The sequence below is a fragment of the Parviterribacter kavangonensis genome, assembly GCF_056863335.1.
The window spans coordinates 195,588-217,663 of the sequence record NZ_JBXPJA010000002.1; the positions used below are offsets into that span (position 1 = coordinate 195,588).

A 22,076-nucleotide genomic window follows, 5' to 3' on the forward strand; every position below is an offset into this window, starting at 1 on the left:
TGACCGCCCGTCTCGCAGGGCCCGTGGAGGGGTGCCGGAGTGGTTGAACGGGGCGGTCTCGAAAACCGTTGTAGCGGCAACCCCGCTACCGAGGGTTCGAATCCCTCCCCCTCCGTCGCGGTGGCCGCGCGCGCTCTACAACGGCGCGAGGATCCGGGCGGCCAGGTCGGGCCGGCAGCCCCGGTCGACGAGCTCGAGGAGCTCGTGCAGGTCGTACTCCGCTTCCGCGGCCAGGCCGTGGGCGAGCACCGGCTCGAAGCCGGCTCGGATCAGCACGGTCTCCCGCCAGATGCGCACCTCGTAGGAGAGGCGCTCCATCGTCAGCTCGCGGACGCGCGTCGACGGGGCAGCGGGACGACTCGGCGGGAGCGCTCCTCGAGGAACGCGTTGGCGTCGGCCTCGGCGCGGGCGATCAGCTTCGCGGCGTGTCCGAAGTCCATCGGCTGGACGTCGAGCGGGCAAGGGGGAGGCAGGATCGTGAGGCCCGGATGGTCCGCGTAGGCCTCCGCCTCGTCCGCGAACCGGTGGGACACCATCAGGCTCGTCGCCTGGACGATCATGCCCATCGCGCTGCGAGGCGCCTCGGTCAGCGAGCACGGGCCGCCGGTCGGGAGGACGTAGATCTCGTCGGCCCCGAGCTCGATCGCGTGCGTGATCGGCGTGTTGTTCATCACCCCGCCGTCGACGAGCAGACGCGTGCCCCACTCGACGGGCGGGAGGATGCCGGGGATGGCCGCGCTGGCCATGACCGCGTCGATCAGCGGGCCCTCGGAGAGACGGACCTCCCGGCCGTTGAGCACATCGCAGGCGATGACGTGCAGCGGCGTGGGCGTCTCCTCGAGCAGCTCGCAGTCGGTGTTGCGGGTGATGAGGCGGCGCAGCGCGCCGGCCGGGACGAGGTTGCGGCGCGCGCCGAGGAACCCGAGCAGCCCCGAGAACGGCTCGACGGGGAACACTTGGCCGCGGCGCACGCCGAGCCAGAGCTCCTCGAGCTCCGCGACCGTCTCGTGCCCGAACTCGCGGCATGCGAGGAAGGCGCCGTTGACCGCGCCGACCGACGTGCCGACGATCAGGTCGGGCCGGATGTCGCGGTCGGCGAGCGCGCGGAGCATCCCGACCTGGATCGCGCCGAGGCTCGCGCCGCCGGAGAGCACGAACGCGACGCTCATCGACGGCCTGCCGGCGCCGTGGCCCGCACCCGATCCTGCAGTGCGCCGAGCACCTCGTCGTAGGCCCGGCCGAAGGCCTCGACGCCGGCGACCTCGAGCTCGTGGCCCACGGTCTCCAGATCGATGCCCATGTGAGCGAGGGCCGCGGCGACCTCCCGCGCGGCAGCGACCTCGGCGGTCGCGAGGCGCGGGAGGCCGTGATCGGCGAAGGCGTTGAGGACCTTCGCGGGGACGGTGACGATCGTGTCCGGCAGCGCGAGCGCCTCGACGTAGGCCACGTCGCGGACTCCGGCGCTCTTCGGCGCGGTGCTCGCCCACAGCGGTCGCTGCCAGCGCGCGCCGTGCTCGCGAAGCGCCTGCCAGTCGTGTCCGGCGAACACCCCGCGAGCGCGGGCGTGCACGAGCCGCGCGTTCGCGATGCCGAACGACCCGTCGGCGAGCTCGGGCTCGATCGACAGCAGCTGCTCCACGCGGGCGTCGACACGCGACACGAAGACCGATGCCACGGACCGGACACGCTCCACCGGCTCGCCGCGTCCGGCGCGCCGTGTCAGGCCGCGCACGTAGGCGCGCGCAGCCTGCTCGGAGCGGCCCGCGCCGAACAGCAGCGTCACGTTGACGTTGATCCCGGCCGCGGTGAGCTGCTCGATCGCGACGATCCCGGCGTCGGTCGCCGGGACCTTGATCATCAGGTTCGGAGCCTCGACGCGCGACCAGACGTCCTTCGCCTGCGCGACCGTGGCGTGGGCGTCGTGCGCGACGTCCGGCGTGCACTCGAACGACACGTAGCCGTCGCGTCCGCCGCTGCGGTCGTAGGTGTCGCGCAGGAGGTCGGCGGCTCGGCCGACGTCCTCCAGCGCCAGCGCGAAGAAGAGCTCCCGCGGGTCGAGCGTGCCCTGCGACGCGAGCTCCTCGATCCGCGGCACGTAGCAGTCGCTGTTGCGGAGGGCGGCGGCGAAGATCGCGGGGTTCGACGTGACGCCGCTCACCCCGTGGTGCGCGATGAGGCCTGCGAGGACGCCGTCGTCGAGGAGCGGGCGGGAGAGGTCGTCGAGCCACACCGACACGCCGGCCTCGTGGAGCTGGCGGATCCGGCTCACGGTGGTCATGTCCCATGAGCGTCACGGCAGGCTGGAGCCTTACGCCTGGTTCACTGGACGGCATCCCTCGCCGCCGCCTCCTCCTCGCGATGCTCACGCTGGTCGTTCTCGCCGGCTGCGGGTCGGACGGCGACGAGCGACGGATGAGCTCGGCCGACCTCGACCGCCGGCTGATCGCGACGGCCTTCGCGAACGACGTCGGCCGCGCCCGGGACCTCATCGCCCGGGGCGCCGATGTCAACACGAAGGACGACACCCAGCAGAGCGCGTACCTGATCGCCACGAGCGAGGTGGGCGACGACCCGCGGCTCCTCGAGCTGACGCTCGCCAACGGAGCGAAGGTCGACGACAAGGACAGCTACAACGGCACCGGTCTGATCCGGGCGGCCGAACGGGGCCACGCGCGGATCGTCCGCCGGCTGCTCGAGGCGGGCATCGACCGCGACCACGTCAACCGGCTGGGCTGGACGGCGCTGCTGGAGGCGATCGTGCTCGGGGAGGGCGGGCCCCGCCACGTCGCCACGGTGCGCGCGCTCGTCGACGGCGGCGTCGACGTGAACGTGCCGGACGGCGACGGCGTCACGCCGCTCGCCCACGCGGAGGAACGCGGGTACCGAGAGATCGCGCGGATCCTGCGCGCGGCCGGCGCGCGCCGATCGCCCGCGTGAGAGGCGGCTGGTCGCGGTGGTTCTCACCAGCCATCGCGATCTCCGGCTTGCGAGGACGCTCCGCCGCAACCAGGCTTCGTCGCGAGATGGAGCTGCATGAGGTGATGAGGGTGACCGGGGCGTGCCGGGCGTTCCGGCCGGACCCGGTCGACGACGACGTGCTGTGGGAGCTGTTCGACCTGGCGCGGTTCGCGCCGAGTGGCGGCAACCGGCAGCCGTACCGGTTCATCGTGGTGCGCGACCAGGCGGTCAAGCGCAGGCTGCGGGACCTGTACCTCGTTCCGTGGAACGCGTACCTCGAGAAGTCGCGCAGCGGGCAGATCGGCAACGAGAACAGCGATCGCGTCGTGGCGGAGGCCGACCACTTCGCGAACACGCTCGACCAGGTGCCGGTGCTCGTGGTCATCGGCGTGAAGCACTCCGACCTGCACATCACCGACGCGCAGCTCGATCGGCCGAGCATCGTCGGCGGGGCGTCGGTCTACCCCGCTGTGCAGAACCTGCTGCTCGCCTGCCGCGCCCGCGGGCTCGGCGCGACCATGACGTCGCTGCTCGCGCAGTTCGAGCCCGAGATCAAGGACATGCTCGGCATGCCGGAGGACATCGGCGTCGCCGGCACGATCGCGATCGGCTGGCCGGAGGGGAAGCTGACGACGAAGCTCAGGCGGCGGCCCGTCGAGGAACTCGTGTTCCTCGAGCGCTACGGCGAGCCGCTGCGCCGCGGCGAGCCCACAGGGCGCGGGCCAGCGCGCGCGTCCGGGGGCTGAGCAGAAGGACGGCGAACCACCCGCCCGGCAGGAAGCGGGCGAGCCGGCGGCCGAGGAAGTAGCGGAACAGCGCTTTCACCTCGGTTCGTCTACCCGCTCGACCGGGGCGGCAGACCGCTCGGTTGCCCGCGAACCGCTGAGCGGAGCTCGTGTTTGCGCCCCGGCCGGCGGCGGGCACCCGGAAGCTCCCATGCGATTCCTGCTCTTCGGGCTGATCCTCGCAGCGGTGATCTACCTGGCGACCGACGGCCATGTGCTGTTCCTGCCGCTCCTCTTCCTGCTGCCGCTGACCTTCATGGGCGGCCGGCGGGGACGGCGCGTCCGGCGCTGGCCGTAGGAGCGCCGAACAGGTCGGGAACGGTCCGCGTCAGCGCGCGGAGCGCGGATCGGGAGGTCAGGCGGCCCGCGAGGACGTCGTCGCGGGCTGTGTGGATCAGGCCGAAGAACGCGCTGACGAGCCATTCCTCCGGGACGTCGGTGCGGAAGCTCCCGTCGCGGCGGCCGCGGCGGACGAGGCGGCGCAGGAGCGCGACGCCGGTCTCGTGGGCCTGGCGGACCGTCTCCGGGTCGAGCTCCTCGGAGGCGGCGCGGGCGATGTGCGAGCTGCTCGAGATCTGCTCCCAGCCGGCCTCGAGGAGGCGCTGCAGCGCCTCCGGGGCGGGTCCGTGATCCGGCTCGACGTCGTTCGTCGCGTCGACCCAGCGGCGGACGGCGCGGTCGACGACTGCGCTCAGCAGCTGACCGCGGTCCGCGAAGTGGGCGTACAGCGTCTGGCGTGAGATGCCGGCCTCGGCGGCGACGGCCGACATGCTCGGCGCGCCGCCGTGAGCGAGCAGGCGCTCGGTCGCGTCGAGCGTAGCTTCGACGTTGCGCTCGGCGATCGCGCGGCGGTGGTCGACGGCCATGGGCGCGACCTTAACGCCCACGGTTGACACGAGTGACAAGCGTGAGCACACGCACAGTTGACAGCGCTGTCAAGCCAGGCGTAGCGTCCGGGCTTGACAACGCTGTCAACCCTGGATCGCGAGATGCACCACCACCGCCACCCTCATCACCCTTCGGACCCGCCGCACGTGCCGTGGACCGTCCTGCTGCTCCTGAGCGTCGCCCAGTTCATGGTCGTGCTCGACGTGACGGTCGTGAACGTGGCGCTGCCGTCGATCGGCGACGCGCTCGGCTTCGCCCCGGCCGATCTGCAGTGGGTCGTCACGGCCTACGTCCTCTTCACGGGTGGAGCGCTGCTGCTGGGCGGCCGGCTCGCCGACATGCTCGGCCGTCGTCGCGTCTTCCTGGCGGGGCTGCTCGTCTTCACCGGCGCGTCGCTCGCGAGCGCGCTGGCGCCCTCTCCGACGGCGCTCATCGTCGCCCGGTCGGCGCAGGGGCTCGGCGCCGCGCTGCTCACGCCGGCCGCCCTGTCGATCGTCACCGCCACCTACACGGGCGCGCAGCGCAAGACGGCGCTGACGACCTGGGGCGCGATCGCCAGCGCGGGCGCCGCGGCCGGGATGCTCTTCGGCGGCATGCTCACGAGCTGGGCGAGCTGGGAGTGGGTCTTCCTCATCAACGTGCCGATCGGGGTCGCCCTCGCGCTCGGGACGCTGCACGTCGTCGCGCCGTCGCGTCCGGTCGAGCGCGGGCGCCGCTTCGACATCCCGGGCGCCGCGCTCGCGCTCGGCGGCTTCGTGACGCTCGTCTACGCGCTCGACGGCGCCGCCGAGCACGGCTGGGGCTCGACGCGCACGCTCGGGCTGCTCGCGGTCGCGGCGGCGCTGCTCGCCACGTTCGCGGCGGTCGAGCGGCGGGTCGCCAAGCCGCTGGTGCACCCGAGCACCTGGCGCTCGCGGCCGCTCACCGGCGGCGCCGTGCTGATGCTCGGCGGCACCGCGCTGCTCGTCGGCGGGTTCTTCCTCAACACGCTGTACCTCCAGACCGTGCTCGACGCCTCGGCGCTCGAGACGGGGCTGTCGTTCCTCCCGATCGCCGTCGCCATCGGCGTGTCCGCGCACCTCGCCGGGCACCTGCTCGACCACCTCGGCACGCGAGGAGTGGCCCTGGCCGGCCTCGGCCTGATGGTCGCCTCCGCCGCGCTGCTCGCCACGGTGCCCGGGGACGCGAGCTACGCCGCCGACCTGCTGCCCGGGTTCGTCCTCCTCGGGCTCGGCGTCGGGCTCGTGCTGCCCGCGGCCAACGTCACGGCCATGAGCGACGTCTCGGACTCCGACGCCGGCCTCGCGTCCGGCCTGATGGCGACCGCCCACGAGGTGGGCGCGGCGCTCGGCGTCGCCCTGCTGTCGGCCATCGCGCTCGGCGCGGGCGGGGCGACCGGCGGCGCGGCGTTCGTCGAGGGCTACCAGGACGCGTTCGTGGCCGGAGCGGTCATCGCCGCCGCGCTGGCGGCCGGGGTCGTCGCGGCGCTGCCGTCGGTGCGCCCCGCCGCCGGAGCGCACGTCGCCCTTCACTGAAGAACGGGCCCCTCCCGTGACAGCCCGATCGGTGCGACGAACGCCGGTCTGCGGGTGCGTCGGGAGGGACGCCGCCGACGCGCCGAAGTGATTGATCCGGCACTCAACGCGGACGTAGTGTCGGCAGGCTCGACCCATCCCCCGTTCGGAGGTCCTCATGCCCATCGGATCGGCGGCCCACCTCGGTCGCCATGCCCACGGCCTCGTCGCGGTGATCGCCGCGTTCGCGGTCCTCGCAGCCGTGACGTCGTCGCCCTCGGCAGCCGCGACGAAGCCCCGCGTCTTCTACGCGTGCGTCACGAAGAGCTTCAGCACGCTCAACCTGACGACGAGGGCCGCGAAGTGCCCCGAGGGCCAGCGGAAGATCTCGTTCAACGCGATCGGGCCGCGGGGTCCGAAGGGCGCGAAGGGGACGAAGGGTGCCACCGGTGCGCAGGGTGCGAAGGGCGCCGATGGCGCTCCCGGCGCCAAGGGGGACCAGGGTCCGAAGGGCGATCAGGGCGCGCAGGGCCTGAAGGGCGACAAGGGCGACACCGGTCCCGCGGGTTCGCCGGACACCCCGGGCGACGTGCTCGCCAAGCTCAAGACGGTCGACGGCGCGGGCTCCGGCCTCGACGCCGACCTGCTCGGCGGCTCCCCGCTCAGCGCTCTTCAGCAGCGCGTCACGGGCACCTGCGGCGCCGGTCAGTACATCCAGAGCGTCGCCGCCAACGGCACCGTGAGCTGCGGTACCGACGCGAACAGCGGCGGCGACATCACGAGCGTCGTCGCCGGCACCGGCCTCACCGGCGGCGCGACGTCGGGCGACGCGACGCTCGGCATCGCGGTCCCGCTCGCCCTGACGGCGGCCACGAGCGACGTCGCCAACTTCACCCAGACCGGCGCGAACAACGGACTCACCGTCGACATGCCGAACACCAACGGCTCACGCGGCATCAGCGTGAACCACCTCGGCACCGGTCCCGGCGTGTTCGCCAACGCGGTCGGCGGCAACGGCATCTGGGGCGTGACCGGCAGCATCTCCTCCGCCGCCGTCATCGGCGACACCTCGTCGGGGGAGGGCATCGTCGCCCGTGCGAACGGTGCGGTCTGCGAGGCCGGCCCCGGCGGCTCGTGCAACGGGATCGGGGCCGTCGTCGGGCGCCATGACGGCCGGGGCGGCTTCGGCGTCCGCGGCTTCGTCACCGACCCGAACGGGGGCATCGGCGTCCTCGGCCAAGCCGGCGTCAGCGGCGGCACCGGCACGGGCCTGCGCGGCGAGAACATCAACGCGGCCAACGCCGGCGACGCCGTCGTGGGCGCGACGAACGGGCCCGGCGCCGGCGTCCACGGCGTCGAGACCTCCAGCAACGCCGCCGCGCTCGCCGGCCTCTTCGACGGCAACGTGCAGATCAACGGCAACCTCACGGTGACGGGCACGAAGTCCGGGTTCCGGATCGACGACCCGCTCGATCCGGCGCACAGCACGCTCACGCACACGCCGGTCGAGAGCGACGCGATGACCGTCGTCTACACCGGCAACGTCCGCACGGGGTCCGACGGGCGCGCCACCGTTCGCCTGCCCGCCTACGCGGACGCGATCGCGGGCGACTGGCGGTACCAGCTGACGCCGATCGGGAAGTTCGGGCAGGCGATCGTCGAGCGCGAGATGCACGACGGCCGCTTCACGGTCCGCAGCGAGCACGGCGGCACGAAGGTGTCGTGGAGCGTCACCGGCACGCGCGACGACGCGTACGCCGACGCGCACCCGTTCAGCGCCGTCCAGCGCAAGACCGGAGCGGAGCTGGGCCGCTACCTGCACCCGGAGCTGTTCGGGCAGCCGTCGTCGAAGTCGGTGATCCGGCCGCTCAAGTCCACGCGGCCCTCCGCGTCGGCGCGCGCCGCGAGCCACCGCCCGAGGCTCGCGTCGGACCGATGACTGGCATGCTGCGCTCGTGGCACGGGCCGACGAGACCGTCATCGACGCGGGAGGTCGCCCGCTCCGCGTGACGAGCGGAGACCGCGTCATCTTCCCCGCCACCGACCGCACGCCCGCGATCACGAAGCTCGGCGTCGTCGAGTACTACCTCGCCGTCGAGGACGGGATCATGCGGGCGCTGCGGCGGCGGCCGACGACGCTCGAGCGGTGGCCGAAGGGCGTGCACCCGGGGATGGTGCTGGCGACGCGCGAGGACCGGCGCGGCGCCGACGCCTTCTACCAGAAGCGCGTTCCCAAGGGCGCACCGGACTACATCGAGACGGCGCAGATCGCGTTCCCGTCCGGGCGCACGGCGGACGAGATCTGCCCGACCGAGATCGCGGTCGTCGGGTGGTGCGCGCAGATGGGGACGATCACGTTCCACCCCTGGCCGGTGCGCGACGGCGACGTCGAGCACCCGGACGAGCTGCGCATCGACCTCGACCCGCAGCCGGGCACCGACTTCGCCGACGCGGTCCGCGTCGCGGGCGTCGCGCGCGAGCTGCTCGGCGAGCTCGGCTACACCGGGTTCCCGAAGACGTCGGGCGGGCGCGGCATCCACATCTACGTGCGCATCGAGCCGCGCTGGACGTTCACCGACGTCCGCCACGCCGCGATCGCGTTCGGCCGGCTGCTGGAGGAGCGGCTGCCGGGCGAGGTGACGACGAAGTGGTGGAAGGAGGAGCGCGGCGAGCGCATCTTCGTCGACTACAACCAGAACGCCCGCGACCGCACGATCGCGTCGGCGTACAGCATCCGCCCGAAGCCGGGCGCTCCCGTGTCGGCGCCGTTCGCCTGGGACGAGCTCGGGAGCGTGCAGCCCGAGGACTTCACCGTCGCGACCATGCCGGCGCGCTTCGCGGAGATCGGCGACCCGCATGCGGCGATCGACGACAAGGCGCACTCGCTGCAGCCGCTGCTCGACCACTACGAGCGCCAGGGCGACGGCGACATGCCGTATCCGCCCGACTACCCGAAGATGCCGGGCGAGCCGAAGCGCGTGCAGCCGTCACGCGACCGTGACCGCCCACGCGACTGAGCAGGAGAAGCAGTTGACGGCAGTCGGAAGAGGCGGGGCCGCGCGGCGACGGTCGACGCGCTCGCGACGAAGGCGGCGGTCGACGCGCTGAGGGACGGCGGCAACGCGGTCGACGCGGCGGTGGCGGCCGCCGGCGTCCTCGGCCTCACCGAGCCGTTCTCGTCCGGCATCGACGGCGACCGCGGCCTCGACCTCTGGAACAGGGCCTGCCGTCCAGCGGCGGCTCGACCGTCGGCGAGGCGCTCAACATCCTCGAGGGCTACGGCGACCTCGCCGCCGACCGCACGCGCGCGCTGCATCTCTTCCTCGAGGCGTCGCGCTTCAGCTTCGCCGACCGCAACGCCTACGTCGCCGACCCGGCGTTCTTCGACGTGCCGCTGCGCGGCCTGCTCTCCGACGAGTTCGCCGCCGACCGCCGCGCAGCTGGATGAGCCCGACGATCGTCACGAAGGACGGCAAGCCGTTCCTCGCGGTCGGCTCGCCCGGCGGCTCGACGATCATCACGACGCTCGCCGAGGCCGCGTTCGCCGCGTCGCCGGAGGCGAAGGTCCTCGCCTCCGACTACGGCCACGTCTTCGGGCCGAGCCCCGAGATCGGCGCGGTCACCGGCATCGAGCACCTGCCCGACGGGCGCGTCCTCGCGGCCGCTGAGCCCGTGCGCCGCGGCGGCGGCAGCGCCGCGGTCGAGGAGCCGTGGGCCGTCAGCCGCCGGCACGCGCTCGCGAACCACGGCGCCGCCGCTCGAAGGCGTCCGCGAGCGCGTCCCACGCGGCGTCGAGGTCGGCTCCGCGCGGGAAGCGGTCGGCGAGCTCGAGGACGACGAGGCCGTGGGCGGCTGCCCAGAGGGCTCGGCCCGCGTCCTCTCCGCCGGCGGCGGCGACGAGCGGTGCCGCCGCGCGGTCCTCGAGTCCCTCAGGGAGGCGTTCCCGCGGGAACGGGCGGTCGGTCATGAGCTGGTAGAGCGCCGGGCGGGCGAGCGCGAAGGCGCGGTAGGCGACGAGCAGCTCGCGCAGCGTCGCCCCGGGCGGCGTCTCGCGCTCCATCATCCGCAGGCCCTCCGCGGCGAGCAGCGCCTCGAGCTCCGCCTTGTCGGCGACGTGCTTGTAGAGCGAGGGCGCGCGGATGCCGGCGGCGCCGGCGAGCCGCCGCATCGTCAGCGCCGATTCGCCTTCGGCCTCGAGCAGGCCGAGGGCGAGGGCGACGAGCTCGTCGCGGCGGCTCACCGCTGCTGGCCGTCGGCGGTGCGCAGCCCGAAGCCGGCCGCGCGGTCCATCGCGACGTGGGCGAGCCAGCCGAGGGCGATCGCGCCGAGCATGGCCGACCCGGTGGCCGCGGCGAGCGCGCCGGCGAGGAGCGGGCCGGGCACCGCGTGGACGGCGTTGTAGACCGGAACCCAGCGCGGCCGCAGGACGCCGTCGCGCAGGCCGGCGAGCGGCACGTCGGCGAGCACGAGCGGCGCCCACAAGGCGAGGGTCCCCGCGCCCTGCCAGGCGATCCCCGCGACGAGCGCGGCGATGAAGACGACTGCGAACGCGAGTCGGCCCGAGAGGTGGCGCGGGGCGGCGCCGGACGGGCGGTGAAGCGGAAGGGTGGTGGCGGACATGAGCGGCTCCAACATCGGTGGCTAACCCTGTTAGCAGAGACAGTAGCTAACAACGTTAGCCGGAGTCAAGTCCGCGGCGCCGGGGTGGCACCGGGGTGCCAGGCACCCCGGTGCCTGGCACCCCCGGCGCGGCCTCGCGGCCTCCTGGCACCCCGCGGCCTCAGACGGCCACGGCGGCGGACTCGACCGGGAGGCCGGCCTCGGTCCAGTCCTGCTTGCCCTCGGCGTACTTGCGGACGTTCGTGTAGCCCATGGCGCGGAGCTCGTTGGCGGCGACCTCCGAGTTGTGGCACGCGGTGTTCGAGCAGTACGTGACGATCGGGGCGTCGCGGTCGGGGAGCAGCGACGGAGCGAGCTCGCGGACCTTCGTGTGGGGGACGTTGATCGCGCCGGGGAGGTGGGCGGCGGCGTAGTACAGCTCGCCGAGGGTCTCGACGACGGTGACGGTGCCCTCGGCGATCTCGCGCTCAAGCTGCTGGCGGGTGATGGTGCTGGTCATGGGAGGGATCGTCGGGCCGGGAGCGGTGCGCGTCCAAGACCGGCTGGCTCTCGCTCCATACTTCGCGAGCAGTGGACCCCGATCTGCGCCAGCTGCGGTACTTCCTCGCCGTCGCCGACGAGCTGAACTTCACGCGGGCGGCCGAGCGGCTGCACATGGCGCAGCCCCCGCTGAGCGCGGCGATCCGGCAGATGGAGGAGCAGCTCGGCGTCGAGCTGTTCGAGCGCACCAGCCGCGAGGTCAAGCTCACCGCCGCCGGGCGGCTCCTGCAGGAACGCGGGGCCGAGCTGCTCGCCGGCGCCGAACGCGTCTTCGCCGCCGTCCGCGAGGTGGAGCGCTCACCGGTCGGGCGCGTAGCGCTGGGCATCGCGCCGCCGGCGCGGTTCGGGATCGGGCCGCAGCTGACGGCGGCCTGCGCGTCGCGCGCGCCGGGCGTGATGGTCTACCTGCGCGAGGACACCACCGGCGTCCTGCTGCGCGAGCTGCGCGCCGGGCGGCTCGACCTCGTCGTCGGGTTCTGCGCGCCCCCCGACGACGCGCTCGAGCGCGAGCGCCTGCGCGACGAGCCCGCCGTCGTGCACGTCGACGCGTCGCACCCGCTTGCGCAACGCGACCGGCTGGCGCTCGCCGATCTGAAGGACGAGACGCTCGTCGTCGCCGGCGGCAAGGACTCCGCGGGCTACACCGCCACGGTCGTCGAGCTGTGCCGCCGGGCGGGCTTCGAGCCCGAGACGGTCGCCGATCCGTACCCCAACCTCGGCCTGCAGGCGATCCGCGAGGGGCTCGGCGTCGTGGTCTACCCGCGCACCGCGTTCGCCGACGAGCTCACCGGCTCGGCCTTCGTCCCGATCGACCCGCCGGTGACGCTGCCGTTCGATCTCCTGTGGCGCCGCGGCCCGCGGTCGGGCGCACTCGAGGCGGTGCTCGGCGTGGCGCGCGAGCTGCGCGAGAGCGGGCGCGTCTAGCACGAGACGAAGCCGGTCTTGGACACCGGCGCCGCCCGCGCCGAAGCTCCGATGCATGACCAAGCTCCTGTACGTGAACTCCTCGCCGCGCGAGGAGAAGTCCGAGTCCCGCGCCCTCGCCGCCGAGTTCCTGCGCGTCTACCGCGAGCACCGTCCCGGCGTCGAGGTCGAGCTGCTCGACCTGTGGACCGAGCGCCTGCCCGTCTTCGGCGGCCGCGGCGTCGGCGCGAAGATGGCCGTGTTCGCCGGCGAGAGGCCGTCCGGCGCGGAGGGCGATGCCTGGGCCGAGGTGCGCGCCCTGTTCGACCGCTTCAACAGCGCCGACGAGTACCTCTTCACGGTCCCGATGTGGAACCACAGCGTGCCGTGGGTGCTCAAGCACCTCATCGACACGATCAGCCAGCCGGGGATGGTGTTCGGCTTCGATCCGGCCGAGGGCTACACCGGGCTGCTCGAGCGCAAGCGGGCGGTCGCCGTCTACACCGGCGCCGTGTACTACGAGGGCGCGCCGCTCTCGTTCGGCCGCGACTTCCACCGCTCGTACTTCAACGACTGGCTGCGCTGGGCGGGCATCGACGACGTCGCCGAGATCCGCTTCCAGCCGAACCTCGTCACCGCCGACGCCGACGCCGGCCGGAGCGCCGCGATGGCCGACGCCCGCGCGGTCGCCGAGGCGTTCGCGCGGGCGCCGCAGCTCATCGGCGGCTGATGCGGATCAGTCGAGCATCGAGGGGTCGAACGGGATGCCGAAGTAGTCGGTCAGCACCTCGCAGACCAGCGGGCTGTCGAACGCCGGGTGACCGCCGGCGTCCTTGATCACCTCGATGTCGCCCTCGATCAGCGGGTTGTCGCTCAACTCCGGGAAGTCCGGGTTCGGCACGAACGTGATGCTGTACCTCAGCAGTCCGTGGTCGCTGGTGACGACGCCCTGCCCGGGCAGCCGGATCTTCGCCCGCAGGCCGGCCTCGAACGAGATCTCGGTGTGGGGCTCGTCGAACGGCGCGTCGATCGACTGCGCGACGACATGCCCGGCGCCCTGGAGGTACGCCGTCTTGTCCCCGTAGGTCAGCGTCGTCCGCGAGCTGATCGAGATCCGGAAGGTCATCCCGTCGTCGTAGCCCTGCGCCACGCCCTGGTCGTGGATGGTCACGGCCTCGCCCGTCCCGCAGAAGTCCTCGTCGGTGAACGTCTCGTCGAAGCGGTCCTTGAAGTCGGGGGCGGCCGCGGAGGCACCCGCAGGCATCACCACCGCGAAGGCGACCAGGACGACCGGGATGAGCATGCGACGGCGCATGGTTCCTACTCCTCGGGTGGGGTGAAGGGGATCCCGAAGTACGAGGTGATCGTCTCGCACCACACGGGGTCGTAGAAGTCGGGGTGGCCACCGGCGTCCTTGAAGACCGTGACCTCGTCGGGGATGACCGGCGGCTCGTCCTCGCCGGGGAAGTTCGGGTTCGCGATGAACGAGATCTCGTAGGAGAGGAGCCCGTGATCGATGGTCACGGTGCCCTGGCCGGGAAGACGGACCTTCGAGCGGATCCCGGTCTCGTCGATGATCTCGGTGTGCGGCTCGTCGAACGGGTTGTCCTGCGACACGGCGAGGATGTGCCCGGCGTTCTGGACGTACACCGTCTTGCCCTCGAACGTCAGGGTGGTCCTGTCGCTGAACGAGATGCGGAAGACCATGCCGTCGTCGTAGCCCTGCGCCACGCCCTGGTCGTGCACGAGCACGTCCGCACCGGTCCCGCAGAAGTCCTCGTCGACGAACGTCTCGTCGAAGCGGTCCTTGAAGTCGGGGGCGGCCGCCGATGCACTCGCAGGCATCACCACCGCCAGAGCGAGCAGCATCGCCGGGATGATCAGGCGGTGGCGCATGGCGCCTCCTTTCGGTGGACCCCACGGACCCTCTTGTCTCGTGACAGCGCCGTCAACGGGAGATCTGCCCCCGGGGGCAGTCAAGCCACGTCCGTCAGCTGTGCAGGATCTCCGCGCCCCGCGCGAGCATGAACGGCGCCGACGCGCCGATGTCCTCCCAGATCTCGTCTCGGCGCCGGCCGCGGCGGTGGAGGTCGAGGTAGTACGCCGTCAGCGACGCCAGGCGCAGGCCCGCGAACGCGCGGTACCAGGACAGGTTCGACAGGTCGGCGCCCGTCGCCCGGGCGTAGACGTCGGCGAGGAACTGGGGGTCGGGGCTCGGCGCGATGCGCTCGCGGTGGGCCGGCGACCAGCTCGCGCGGTCGCTCATCATGCAGACCCAGCCGACGTCGAGCAGCGGGTCGCCGATGAACGTGCCCTCCCAGTCGAGGACGCCGGTCAGGCGGCCCTGGTCGAACATCCAGTTGTTCGAGTAGAAGTCGTTGTGGACGAGGCCGAGCGCGCGGTCGTCGGGCGCGGACCCCGCGAGGCGCTCGGCGAGCGCGCGGCCGGGCTCGAGCCACGACGGCTCGGGGGAGCGCTCGAGCAGGTGCGACCAGCGCTCGACGTGGCGGGTCAGCGGGCGCGGCTTGTCCCAGCCGTCGAGCCGGCCGCGCCAGTCGATCGCGTGGATCCGCGCCAGCGCCTCGACCGCCTGGCGCCACAGCTGCGGGGCCTCGTCGCTCGTGGTCGCGAGCGGCTGCTCGAAGACGTCGCCGAGCGTCGCCCCCGGCACGAGGTCGACGACGAGGTACGGGACGCCGAACCAGCGCTCGTCGTCGCCCCACCAGCGCGGCCGCGGAGCGGGGACGCCGGCGTCGGTGACCGCCTGCAGCAGCGGCACCTGGCGCAGGACGTCGGTGATGCCCGACCGGCGCACGCCGGCGGGCGGCACCCGGATGACGAGCCGCTCGAGCGCGCCGTCGCCGTCGGTGCGCACGTCGAAGGCGAACGAGATCCCGGAGTGGCCCGGCAGGCGTCGCGTCGAGACGATGCGGGCGTCGTCGCCGAGGTGCGCCTCTGCCCACCTCCACAAGCGCTCAGGGAAGTCGTCGTGGTCATGGGTCATCCGGTCCGCCATGATCGCGCGGCGGAGGCCCGACGTGAGACTCACCAGCTTCGACGACTATCCGTTCCACCAGGTCGCGACGCCGTTCAACGTCGTGGGCACGTCGGACGTCCACTTCAACGACGGCTACTGGTTCGCGACCTTCGCGGAGGGCTGGTACGTCGCCGCCGGGCTGCGGCTGCACCCGAACACGAACGTCATGGACTGCTTCGTCGGCCTCGCTCGCGACGGCCATCAGCACGTCGTGCGCGCGTCGCGGGTGCTGCGCCCGCGGCACACCGAGCTCGAGGTCGGCCCGCTGCGCGTCGACATCGAGGAGCCAATGCGACGCTGCCGCCTGCGCCTGGCCGACACGCCGATCGACCTGCGCTTCGAGCTCGTCTTCGAGGCGCGCGACGAGCCGCTGCTGGAGGCGCCTTACCAGCACCGCAAGTACGGCCACCTCATCCACGACATGGTCCGCTACACGCAGGTGTGCCGCACCTCGGGAACCGTGACGTGGCGCGGCGAGGAGGTGGCGGTCGACGGCTGGGACGCGATCCGCGACCACTCGTGGGGCGTGCGCTCGATGATGGGCCCGCGGACGCCGCACGGGGGAACGGGGGAGCGCGACCCGGACGAGCTCGACCACCGCGCGTTCCGCATCTGGGTTCCGTTCGGCACCGACCGGTACGCCGGGTTCTTCCACACCCACGAGGACGGCGACGGGAACACGCTCGACTTCGAGGGCCACCTGACGTACCCGGATGGGTCGCGCGTGCGGCTCGTCGCGGTCAAGCACGAGCTGCAGTACCACCCCGGCACGAAGTACGTGACCGGCGGCGTGCTGCGCCTGCTCGACGAGGAGGGCGACTGGCGCGAGCACCGGCTCGAGCCCGCCGGCACGCCGGCCGACGTGCAGGGCTTCGGCTACTACGGCGGCTGGCACGACGGCGGCAGCCCGGGGGTGTGGCGCGGCGTCGGCCCAGTCGTCGAGCACGACAGCTACCCCGTCGGGCCGGAGCGCGGCAAGAGCGGCCCGCCGCACCTGCCCGACGGGCGCCGGCTCGGCCCGACCGAGTTCCCCTGCCGCATCACCACGCCCGACGGCGCCGGCGGCATGGCGCACTTCGAGCACCACGTCCTCGGGCCGTACCGGCCCTACGGCTTCACCTGAGACAGGAAGGACCTGCGATGTACGAGACGATCGCCTACGACGTCGAGGGCACGACGGCCGTCATCACGCTCGACCGCCCGGACGAGCTGAACACGATCGTGCCGCCGATGCTCGAGGAGCTCGACGCCGCCGTCACCACCGCGATCCGCGACAAGCAGGTCAAGGTGATCATCCTCCAGGGCGCCGGCACGTCGTTCTGCGCGGGCTTCAACTTCGCCGGCGGCTTCACGTACTGGAACGACCAGATCGCGACCGAGGACGGCCGCTACGACGCGGGCGCCGACCTGATCATGACCACGTCGCACGCGACGGGCTGGGTGCCGCGCATGATGTCGCTGTGGCGCTCGCCCAAGCCGGTGATCACGCAGATCCACGGCTGGGCGGTCGGCGGCGGCAGCGAGATGGCGTTGTGCGGCGACATCGTCATCGCGTCCGAGGACGCGCGCATCGGCACGCCGTACTCGCGCATGTGGGGCTGCCACCACGCCGGCATGTGGGTCTACCGGCTCGGGCTGGCGAAGGCGAAGGAGCTCGCGCTCACGGGCCGCCCGCTGTCGGGCGTCGAGGCCGCCGAGCTGCAGCTCATCAACAAGGCTGTCCCGTTCGCGCAGCTGCAGGACGAGACGCGCGCGCTCGCCGAGCAGCTCGCCACGATCCCGCTCTCGCAGCTCGCGTGCATGAAGCTCGTCGTCAACCAGGCCTACGAGAACATGGGCCTCGGGGCGACGCAGTACCTCGGATCGGTGATGGACTCGATCATGCGCAACACGCCCGAAGCGCTCGACTTCATCGAGCGGGCGGGCACCGAGAGCGTCCGCGCGCTGGTCGCCGAGCGCGACGCGCCGTTCGGCGACTACTCGACCGCGGGGCCGGAGGACAAGCCCGATCCCGCCAACGTGGTGAGGGCCGGACGCGCCGCTTGAGCGGTGTCGTACCGTAGGGACCAGAGAGAAACCCTTTGATCCCGGTTGCAAAAAGGAGGAATGCGCATGAGCCTGACGATCGGTGACACCGCGCCCGATTTCGAAGCGGACACCACCGAGGGGCGGATCCGCTTCCACGACTGGATCGGGGACAGCTGGGCGGTGCTCTTCTCGCACCCGAGGAACTTCACGCCGGTCTGCACGACCGAGCTCGGCTACATGGCGTCGATCAAGCCGGACTTCGACAGCCGCAACGTGAAGATCATCGGGCTCTCGGTCGATCCCCTGGAGAACCACGAGAAGTGGGCGCAGGACATCGCCGAGACGCAGGGCACCGCGCCGAACTACCCGATCATCTCCGACGCCGACTTCGAGGTCTCGAAGGCCTACGGCATGCTCCCGCCGGACGTCTCCGGCGACCCGACGGAGCGCACGCCGGCTCAGAACGCGACGCTGCGCAACGTCTTCGTCGTGGGCCCGGACAAGAAGATCAAGCTCGTCCTGATCTACCCGATGACCACCGGCCGCAACTTCGACGAGGTCCTGCGGGTCATCGACTCGCTGCAGCGCACCTCGAACCACGCGGTGGCGACGCCGGCGCAGTGGCAGCCGGGCGACGACGTGATCATCGCCGGCTCGGTCAGCGACGACCAGGCGAAGGAGAAGTACCCCGAGGGGTTCGAGGCGCCGCGTCCGTGGATGCGGATCGTGCCCGACCCCGTCGGCAAGTAGCTTCGCACTCCATGTCGCGAGCGGCGCCGAAAGGCGCCCTCGCGGCATAGGCGCGGCGGGGGTGCGGAAGTAGGGTCGCCCGAGCGCCCGACCCCGAAGAGAGGAGGCGCCCGATGAGCGCCGCGCCGCAGGCCCCGCAGACCATCGTGCTCGTCCACGGCTTCTGGGTGACGCCGCGCAGCTGGGAGGAGTGGAAGGCCCGCTACGAGGCGGCCGGCCACCGCGTGCTGACGCCCGCGTACCCGGGGCTCGAGGTCGAGGTCGAGGCGCTCAACGAGGACCCGGCGCCGATCGAGCAGCTCACCGTTCCCGCGATCGTCGACCACCTCGCCGCGGTCATCGAGAGCACGGGGACGCAGCCGATCCTCATGGGCCACTCCGCGGGCGGCGTGATGGTGCAGCTGCTGATGGACCGCGGGTACGGATCGGTCGGCGTGGCGATCAACTCGGCGCCCACGGAGGGCGTGAAGGTGGTGCCGCTGTCGCAGATCCGCGCGACGTTCGAGGTGCTGAAGAACCCGGCGAACCGCCACCGCGCCGTGGGCTTCTCGTACGAGCAGTGGCGCTACGCGTTCACGAACGGCTTCCCCGAGGACCAGTCGCGCGCGCTGTACGAGCGCTACCACGTGCCGGCGTCGGGCGGGATCTTCTGGGACAACGTGCTGTCGAACGTCAAGCCCGGACACCAGGAGACGTGGGTCGACTACCACAACGACGACCGCGCGCCCCTGCTCTTCATCAGCGGCGGCGAGGACCATCTCATGCCGCCGTCGGTGCAGCGCTCCAACGCGAAGCACTACAAGTCCGACACGATCACCGAGGTCGTCGAGTACGAGGGCCGCGCGCACCTCATGCCGTCGCAGGAGGGCTGGGAGGAGGTCGCCGACTTCGCGCTCGAGTGGGCGGTCGCCAACCAGCGCCAGCCGGCGGCTACGGGTTGAAGGCGAAGTAGACGAAGGAGCCGAAGAGCACCAGGTCGACGCCCCCTGGCCGGCATCAAGCGCCGAGGCCGTCGACGAGGTCGGCGATCGACTCGACGACGAGGCCGGGACGGAACGGGAAGCGCTCGACCTCGTCGCGGTGCGTCGAGCCCGTGAGGACGAGCACCGTGTGCATGCCCGCCTCCAGGCCGGACTTCACGTCGGTGTCCATGCGGTCGCCGATCATCGCCGCCGTCTCGGAGTGCGCGGAGATCGCGTTCAGCGCGGAGCGCATCATGAGCGGGTTCGGCTTGCCGACGAAGTAGGGCTCGACGCCGGTCGCGCGACTGATGAGCGCCGCCACCGACCCCGTCGCGGGCAGCGGCCCGTCGGGCGTCGGGCCGGTCACGTCGGGGTTCGTGGCGATGAACCGCGCGCCGGCGAGGACGAGCCGGATCGCGTGGGCGATCCGCTCGAAGCTGTACGTGCGGGTCTCGCCGAGCACGACGTAGTCGGGCGTGCGCTCGGTCAGCGTGTAGCCGACGTCGTGCAGCGCGGTCGTCAGCCCCGCCTCGCCGATGACGAACGCGGTGCCACGCGGGCGCTGGTCGGCCAGGAACCGGGCGGTCGCCAGGGCCGACGTCCAGATGCACCCCTCGGGGACGTCGAGCCCGCTCATCGCCAACCGCAGCGACAGGTCGCGCGGCGTGTAGATCGAGTTGTTGGTCAGGACGAGGAACGGCAGGTCGAGCTCGCGCAGCCGCGCGAGGAAGCGGTCGGCGCCCGGGATCGCCTGCTCCTCGCGGACGAGAACGCCGTCCATGTCCGTCAGCCAGGACTCGATGCCGCGGTCGGTCACGGGCTCGAAGGATGCACGCTCATCCCTAGGATCGCCCCGTGGACGCCATCGATCGCGACATCGTCCGCCTCCTGCAGGCCGACGGGCGGATGAGCTACCGCGAGCTGGGCGACCAGGTGGGGCTGAGCGCGAACGCGGTGCGCGACCGCGTTCGCGTGCTCGTCGACCGGCGCGTCATCGAGGGCTTCCATGCGCGCGTCGGCGCGGAGTGGTCGGACCGCCGGCTGCAGGCGCTCGTCGACGTGCGCCTGCGCACGCCGGACGCCGCGGAGCGGTTCGAGACGATGATGCGCCGCTCGCCGATCGTGATGGAGGCGATGCACCTCACCGGTCGCGCGGACTACGTCGTGCGCGTCGGCTGCTCGGTCACGCAGGAGCTCGACGACCTCATCCGGCTGATGAAGGAGCAGGGCGGCGTCCGCGACACCGAGACGCGGCTGATCCTGCGCGTCGTCGGCTGAGAAGCCGCGGTGCCCGTCGGCGTCAGTGCTGCTGGTAGTGCAGCAGGCCGCGGCGCGCGGAGGGATCGCTGAGCAGCACGCTCGGATCGTCGAGCTCGAGCAGGCGCACGACGAAGGCGCCGACCGCGCCGATGAGGATGCCGACAGCGATCAGAGCCGAGGTGAGTCCGAGGGTGGCGATGAGGGCGGCGACGATCACGGGTAGCTCCTTGCTCTGGTCGCCCGAGTGATCGGCCGGCGTCCGCGGATCGTGAGCGCGGCGCCGGTTCCGTCGATCGGACGTCCTCGCCTCCGCCGGCCGATCGGCCGATCGGGGGAGTTCGGTGCCCTTCTCGGATCATCGCGCGCCAAGTTGCGCCGAACGGCCGAATGCTCGCGTCCGGATCGCCGATGCTCGGGTGCGTGAACGCCGCCGCCCCCACCTCCGTCGCCCTGCGCCTCGACGCCGCGGACGTCGAGGACTTCCGCTTGATGCTGCGCGAGCAGCTCGTCGATGACACGGAGCGGCTGCGCGACATCGAGGCCGGCGTCGACGGGACGCCGCTGGCCGAGGTGCAGCGGCGGATCGCCTTCCTCTGGTCGCTGGCCGATCAGGTCGGCGGCGTCTACTGAGCGAGCGCGCGGCGCATCGCGTCGGCGGTCGCCGCGTCGGCCGGCAGGAACGCCTCGATCGCCAGCTCCGACAGCGTCACGTCGACGGCGGTCCCGAAGGTCGTCACCGTGCTGATGAAGGCGAGCTCCCCGTCCGGGTGGCGCAGCCGCAGCGGCGTCGCGATCTCGCCCGCGACGAGGTCCGTCGCGGCATGGGGTGGGCCGCCGCCGGGGTACGCCGCCAGCTCCTCGTGCAGCGCGGCGAGCGCGGGGTCGCCGCTCGCGACCGCCTGGCGGCCGAGGCGGTCGAGCAGGTGCGCGCGCCACTCGCCGAGGTTCGCGATGCGCGGCGCGAGGCCCTCGGGGTGCAGCGCGAGGCGCAGGACGTTGACCGGCTCCTCCAGCAGGTGGCCGGCCACGCCGGCGGTCAGCAGCGGGACCGCGCGGTTGCCGGCGACGAGGCCCCAGTGGCGGTCGACGGCGAGCGCGGGGAACGGCTCGTAACCGGTCAGCACGCGCTCCAGCGCGTCGCGCACCGGGGCCATCTCGGGCGCGTCGAGGTCGCGCTGCCCGTACGCCGGCGCGTACCCCGCGGCGAGCAGCAGCTGGTTGCGGTCGCGCAGCGGCACGTCGAGGCGATCGGCGAGGTGCATGAGCATCTCGGCGCTCGGCCGCGCGCGGCCCGTCTCGATGAAGCTGAGGTGGCGGGCGGACACGTCGGCCTCGAGCGCGAGGTCGAGCTGGGTGAGGCGCCGCCGCCGGCGCCAGTCGCGGAGCATCGGACCCACGCGGGAGGTGTCGGCGGCGGTGCTCACGGCGTCCGACGCTACTGGGCCTGCAGCTCGCCGAAGAACCCGGTCACGCGCTGCAGCCGGCCGTCGGCCGCGATCTCCGCGACGTCCATGCCGCTCAGCACGACGTCGCCGCCGGGCGCGACGAGCTCCCACGTGTAGCGGGCGCGGTCGTGGTGCGCGTCGACCGCGCTCGTGCGCCGGAACGTGTGCCCGGCGTAGTGCGTCTGCAGCGCGTCCGCCGCGGCGCTGATCCCGTCGTGGCCGTCGCCGGTCAGCGGCGGGTCGAGCAGCTGGCCGTCCTGCGCCCAGACCGTCGCGATCAGGTCGGCGCGGCGCGCGGCGTCCGGCTCGGCGTACGCGGTCAGGTAGCCGTCGATGGTGGTGGTGAGGTCCGTGGTGGTCGTCATGGGCCGACACGGTGGACCACC

28 protein-coding genes, 1 tRNA gene and 1 pseudogene are annotated in these 22,076 nt (G+C 72.6%); 16 read left to right on the plus strand and 14 right to left on the minus strand.

Going from position 1 to position 22,076, the window contains the following annotated elements; translation table 11 throughout:
- Positions 1 to 25 precede the first annotated feature (25 nt).
- A tRNA-Ser gene (locus tag AC1UE4_RS16705) sits at positions 26 to 115 on the plus strand.
- Positions 116 to 135: 20 nt separating this feature from the next.
- Here the strand turns inward: AC1UE4_RS16705 and AC1UE4_RS16710 are convergent.
- From AC1UE4_RS16710 to tal, 3 genes are read right to left on the minus strand one after another with little or no spacing between them, the layout of a single operon-like run.
- Entirely contained in the window at positions 136 to 318 is a 183-nt protein-coding gene (locus AC1UE4_RS16710; RefSeq protein WP_482918440.1) for a hypothetical protein, read from the minus strand.
- A gap of 2 nt (positions 319 to 320) precedes the next feature.
- Positions 321 to 1,169 (minus strand): patatin-like phospholipase family protein, encoded by an 849-nt coding sequence (locus AC1UE4_RS16715; RefSeq protein ID WP_482918441.1) that lies wholly within the window; start codon positions 1,167 to 1,169, stop codon positions 321 to 323.
- The gene (gene tal, locus AC1UE4_RS16720) at positions 1,166 to 2,278 is read right to left on the minus strand and encodes a transaldolase (RefSeq protein WP_482918442.1); all 1,113 of its coding nucleotides are present in this window, start codon (positions 2,276 to 2,278) and stop codon (positions 1,166 to 1,168) included. The genes AC1UE4_RS16715 and tal overlap by 4 nt, the downstream gene beginning before the upstream one ends.
- Before the next feature lie 80 nt (positions 2,279 to 2,358).
- Between tal and AC1UE4_RS16725 the strand changes: the two genes are divergently transcribed.
- The 3 genes from AC1UE4_RS16725 to AC1UE4_RS16735 all read left to right on the plus strand — a co-directional run bounded on the left by AC1UE4_RS16725 (position 2,359) and on the right by AC1UE4_RS16735 (position 4,041).
- Positions 2,359 to 2,937, plus strand: coding sequence for an ankyrin repeat domain-containing protein (locus AC1UE4_RS16725; RefSeq protein ID WP_482918443.1), 579 nt, complete (start codon positions 2,359 to 2,361; stop codon positions 2,935 to 2,937).
- Positions 2,938 to 3,023: 86 nt separating this feature from the next.
- On the plus strand, positions 3,024 to 3,704 hold the full coding sequence (locus AC1UE4_RS16730) for a nitroreductase family protein (protein WP_482918444.1): 681 nt from the start codon (positions 3,024 to 3,026) through the stop codon (positions 3,702 to 3,704).
- Positions 3,705 to 3,894: 190 nt separating this feature from the next.
- Positions 3,895 to 4,041 carry a hypothetical protein gene (locus AC1UE4_RS16735; RefSeq protein WP_482918445.1) on the plus strand — a complete coding sequence of 49 codons (147 nt, stop codon included), beginning with the start codon at positions 3,895 to 3,897 and terminating at the stop codon, positions 4,039 to 4,041.
- On the opposite strand, the gene AC1UE4_RS16740 is transcribed toward AC1UE4_RS16735, so the two are convergent.
- Positions 3,998 to 4,609, minus strand: coding sequence for a TetR/AcrR family transcriptional regulator (locus AC1UE4_RS16740; RefSeq protein WP_482918446.1), 612 nt, complete (start codon positions 4,607 to 4,609; stop codon positions 3,998 to 4,000). The two genes, AC1UE4_RS16735 and AC1UE4_RS16740, sit on opposite strands and share 44 nt — an antisense overlap.
- Positions 4,610 to 4,702: 93 nt before the next feature.
- On the opposite strand from AC1UE4_RS16740, the gene AC1UE4_RS16745 reads away from it, so the two are divergent.
- The 4 genes and pseudogenes from AC1UE4_RS16745 to AC1UE4_RS16760 form a co-directional block, all read left to right on the plus strand.
- Positions 4,703 to 6,166, plus strand: a complete 1,464-nt coding sequence (locus AC1UE4_RS16745) for an MFS transporter (protein ID WP_482918447.1) — start codon at positions 4,703 to 4,705, stop codon at positions 6,164 to 6,166.
- Positions 6,167 to 6,323: 157 nt separating this feature from the next.
- Complete coding sequence (locus AC1UE4_RS16750) at positions 6,324 to 8,084, plus strand: hypothetical protein (protein ID WP_482918448.1); 1,761 nt, start codon at positions 6,324 to 6,326, stop codon at positions 8,082 to 8,084.
- A 16-nt stretch (positions 8,085 to 8,100) separates the two neighbouring features.
- Complete coding sequence (locus tag AC1UE4_RS16755) at positions 8,101 to 9,162, plus strand: DNA polymerase domain-containing protein (protein ID WP_482918449.1); 1,062 nt, start codon at positions 8,101 to 8,103, stop codon at positions 9,160 to 9,162.
- A 180-nt stretch (positions 9,163 to 9,342) separates the two neighbouring features.
- Positions 9,343 to 9,856, plus strand: a pseudogene (locus AC1UE4_RS16760) (gamma-glutamyltransferase); the annotation flags it as partial.
- A 7-nt stretch (positions 9,857 to 9,863) separates the two neighbouring features.
- Here AC1UE4_RS16760 and AC1UE4_RS16765 read toward each other — a convergent pair.
- The 3 genes from AC1UE4_RS16765 to AC1UE4_RS16775 form a co-directional block, all read right to left on the minus strand.
- Positions 9,864 to 10,385 carry a TetR/AcrR family transcriptional regulator gene (locus tag AC1UE4_RS16765; protein ID WP_482918450.1) on the minus strand — a complete coding sequence of 174 codons (522 nt, stop codon included), beginning with the start codon at positions 10,383 to 10,385 and terminating at the stop codon, positions 9,864 to 9,866.
- Entirely contained in the window at positions 10,382 to 10,765 is a 384-nt protein-coding gene (locus AC1UE4_RS16770; RefSeq protein WP_482918451.1) for a DUF4260 family protein, read from the minus strand. The genes AC1UE4_RS16765 and AC1UE4_RS16770 overlap by 4 nt, the downstream gene beginning before the upstream one ends.
- A gap of 160 nt (positions 10,766 to 10,925) precedes the next feature.
- On the minus strand, positions 10,926 to 11,264 hold the full coding sequence (locus tag AC1UE4_RS16775; protein ID WP_482918452.1) for a rhodanese-like domain-containing protein: 339 nt from the start codon (positions 11,262 to 11,264) through the stop codon (positions 10,926 to 10,928).
- Positions 11,265 to 11,335: 71 nt separating this feature from the next.
- Here AC1UE4_RS16775 and AC1UE4_RS16780 point away from each other — a divergent pair, with 71 nt between their 5' ends.
- Both AC1UE4_RS16780 and AC1UE4_RS16785 read left to right on the plus strand, forming a co-directional pair.
- Entirely contained in the window at positions 11,336 to 12,229 is an 894-nt protein-coding gene (locus tag AC1UE4_RS16780) for a LysR family transcriptional regulator (RefSeq protein WP_482918453.1), read from the plus strand.
- A gap of 55 nt (positions 12,230 to 12,284) precedes the next feature.
- Entirely contained in the window at positions 12,285 to 12,938 is a 654-nt protein-coding gene (locus tag AC1UE4_RS16785; RefSeq protein ID WP_482918454.1) for an FMN-dependent NADH-azoreductase, read from the plus strand.
- Positions 12,939 to 12,944: 6 nt separating this feature from the next.
- On the opposite strand, the gene AC1UE4_RS16790 is transcribed toward AC1UE4_RS16785, so the two are convergent.
- The 3 genes from AC1UE4_RS16790 to AC1UE4_RS16800 form a co-directional block, all read right to left on the minus strand.
- Positions 12,945 to 13,523, minus strand: a complete 579-nt coding sequence (locus AC1UE4_RS16790; protein WP_482918455.1) for a hypothetical protein — start codon at positions 13,521 to 13,523, stop codon at positions 12,945 to 12,947.
- Positions 13,524 to 13,528: 5 nt separating this feature from the next.
- Positions 13,529 to 14,104, minus strand: a complete 576-nt coding sequence (locus AC1UE4_RS16795; RefSeq protein WP_482918456.1) for a hypothetical protein — start codon at positions 14,102 to 14,104, stop codon at positions 13,529 to 13,531.
- A 94-nt stretch (positions 14,105 to 14,198) separates the two neighbouring features.
- Positions 14,199 to 15,212, minus strand: coding sequence for a phosphotransferase family protein (locus AC1UE4_RS16800; protein ID WP_482918457.1), 1,014 nt, complete (start codon positions 15,210 to 15,212; stop codon positions 14,199 to 14,201).
- Between the two features lie 34 nt (positions 15,213 to 15,246).
- Between AC1UE4_RS16800 and AC1UE4_RS16805 the strand changes: the two genes are divergently transcribed.
- The 4 genes from AC1UE4_RS16805 to AC1UE4_RS16820 all read left to right on the plus strand — a co-directional run bounded on the left by AC1UE4_RS16805 (position 15,247) and on the right by AC1UE4_RS16820 (position 18,964).
- Positions 15,247 to 16,368 carry an Rv3169 family protein gene (locus AC1UE4_RS16805; protein WP_482918458.1) on the plus strand — a complete coding sequence of 374 codons (1,122 nt, stop codon included), beginning with the start codon at positions 15,247 to 15,249 and terminating at the stop codon, positions 16,366 to 16,368.
- Between the two features lie 17 nt (positions 16,369 to 16,385).
- The gene (locus AC1UE4_RS16810; protein ID WP_482918459.1) at positions 16,386 to 17,291 is read left to right on the plus strand and encodes a crotonase/enoyl-CoA hydratase family protein; all 906 of its coding nucleotides are present in this window, start codon (positions 16,386 to 16,388) and stop codon (positions 17,289 to 17,291) included.
- Positions 17,292 to 17,357: 66 nt separating this feature from the next.
- Positions 17,358 to 18,023 carry a peroxiredoxin gene (locus tag AC1UE4_RS16815; protein ID WP_482918460.1) on the plus strand — a complete coding sequence of 222 codons (666 nt, stop codon included), beginning with the start codon at positions 17,358 to 17,360 and terminating at the stop codon, positions 18,021 to 18,023.
- A 113-nt stretch (positions 18,024 to 18,136) separates the two neighbouring features.
- The gene (locus AC1UE4_RS16820) at positions 18,137 to 18,964 is read left to right on the plus strand and encodes an alpha/beta hydrolase (protein WP_482918461.1); all 828 of its coding nucleotides are present in this window, start codon (positions 18,137 to 18,139) and stop codon (positions 18,962 to 18,964) included.
- A 55-nt stretch (positions 18,965 to 19,019) separates the two neighbouring features.
- Here AC1UE4_RS16820 and AC1UE4_RS16825 read toward each other — a convergent pair whose 3' ends face one another.
- Positions 19,020 to 19,766, minus strand: coding sequence for an HAD-IIA family hydrolase (locus AC1UE4_RS16825; RefSeq protein ID WP_482919040.1), 747 nt, complete (start codon positions 19,764 to 19,766; stop codon positions 19,020 to 19,022).
- 74 nt (positions 19,767 to 19,840) lie between these two features.
- On the opposite strand from AC1UE4_RS16825, the gene AC1UE4_RS16830 reads away from it, so the two are divergent.
- Complete coding sequence (locus AC1UE4_RS16830; RefSeq protein ID WP_482918462.1) at positions 19,841 to 20,263, plus strand: Lrp/AsnC family transcriptional regulator; 423 nt, start codon at positions 19,841 to 19,843, stop codon at positions 20,261 to 20,263.
- Positions 20,264 to 20,285: 22 nt separating this feature from the next.
- Here the strand turns inward: AC1UE4_RS16830 and AC1UE4_RS16835 are convergent, their stop codons facing one another.
- Positions 20,286 to 20,462, minus strand: a complete 177-nt coding sequence (locus AC1UE4_RS16835; protein WP_482918463.1) for a hypothetical protein — start codon at positions 20,460 to 20,462, stop codon at positions 20,286 to 20,288.
- Positions 20,463 to 20,665: 203 nt separating this feature from the next.
- On the opposite strand from AC1UE4_RS16835, the gene AC1UE4_RS16840 reads away from it, so the two are divergent.
- On the plus strand, positions 20,666 to 20,875 hold the full coding sequence (locus AC1UE4_RS16840; protein WP_482918464.1) for a hypothetical protein: 210 nt from the start codon (positions 20,666 to 20,668) through the stop codon (positions 20,873 to 20,875).
- Here the strand turns inward: AC1UE4_RS16840 and AC1UE4_RS16845 are convergent.
- Together AC1UE4_RS16845 and AC1UE4_RS16850 are read right to left on the minus strand one after the other, a co-directional pair.
- A complete protein-coding gene (locus AC1UE4_RS16845) occupies positions 20,869 to 21,633 on the minus strand; it encodes a helix-turn-helix domain-containing protein (protein ID WP_482919041.1) in 765 nt (254 codons plus the stop codon). The two genes, AC1UE4_RS16840 and AC1UE4_RS16845, sit on opposite strands and share 7 nt — an antisense overlap.
- A 47-nt stretch (positions 21,634 to 21,680) precedes the next feature.
- Positions 21,681 to 22,055, minus strand: a complete 375-nt coding sequence (locus AC1UE4_RS16850) for a nuclear transport factor 2 family protein (RefSeq protein ID WP_482918465.1) — start codon at positions 22,053 to 22,055, stop codon at positions 21,681 to 21,683.
- Positions 22,056 to 22,076: the final 21 nt, after the last annotated feature.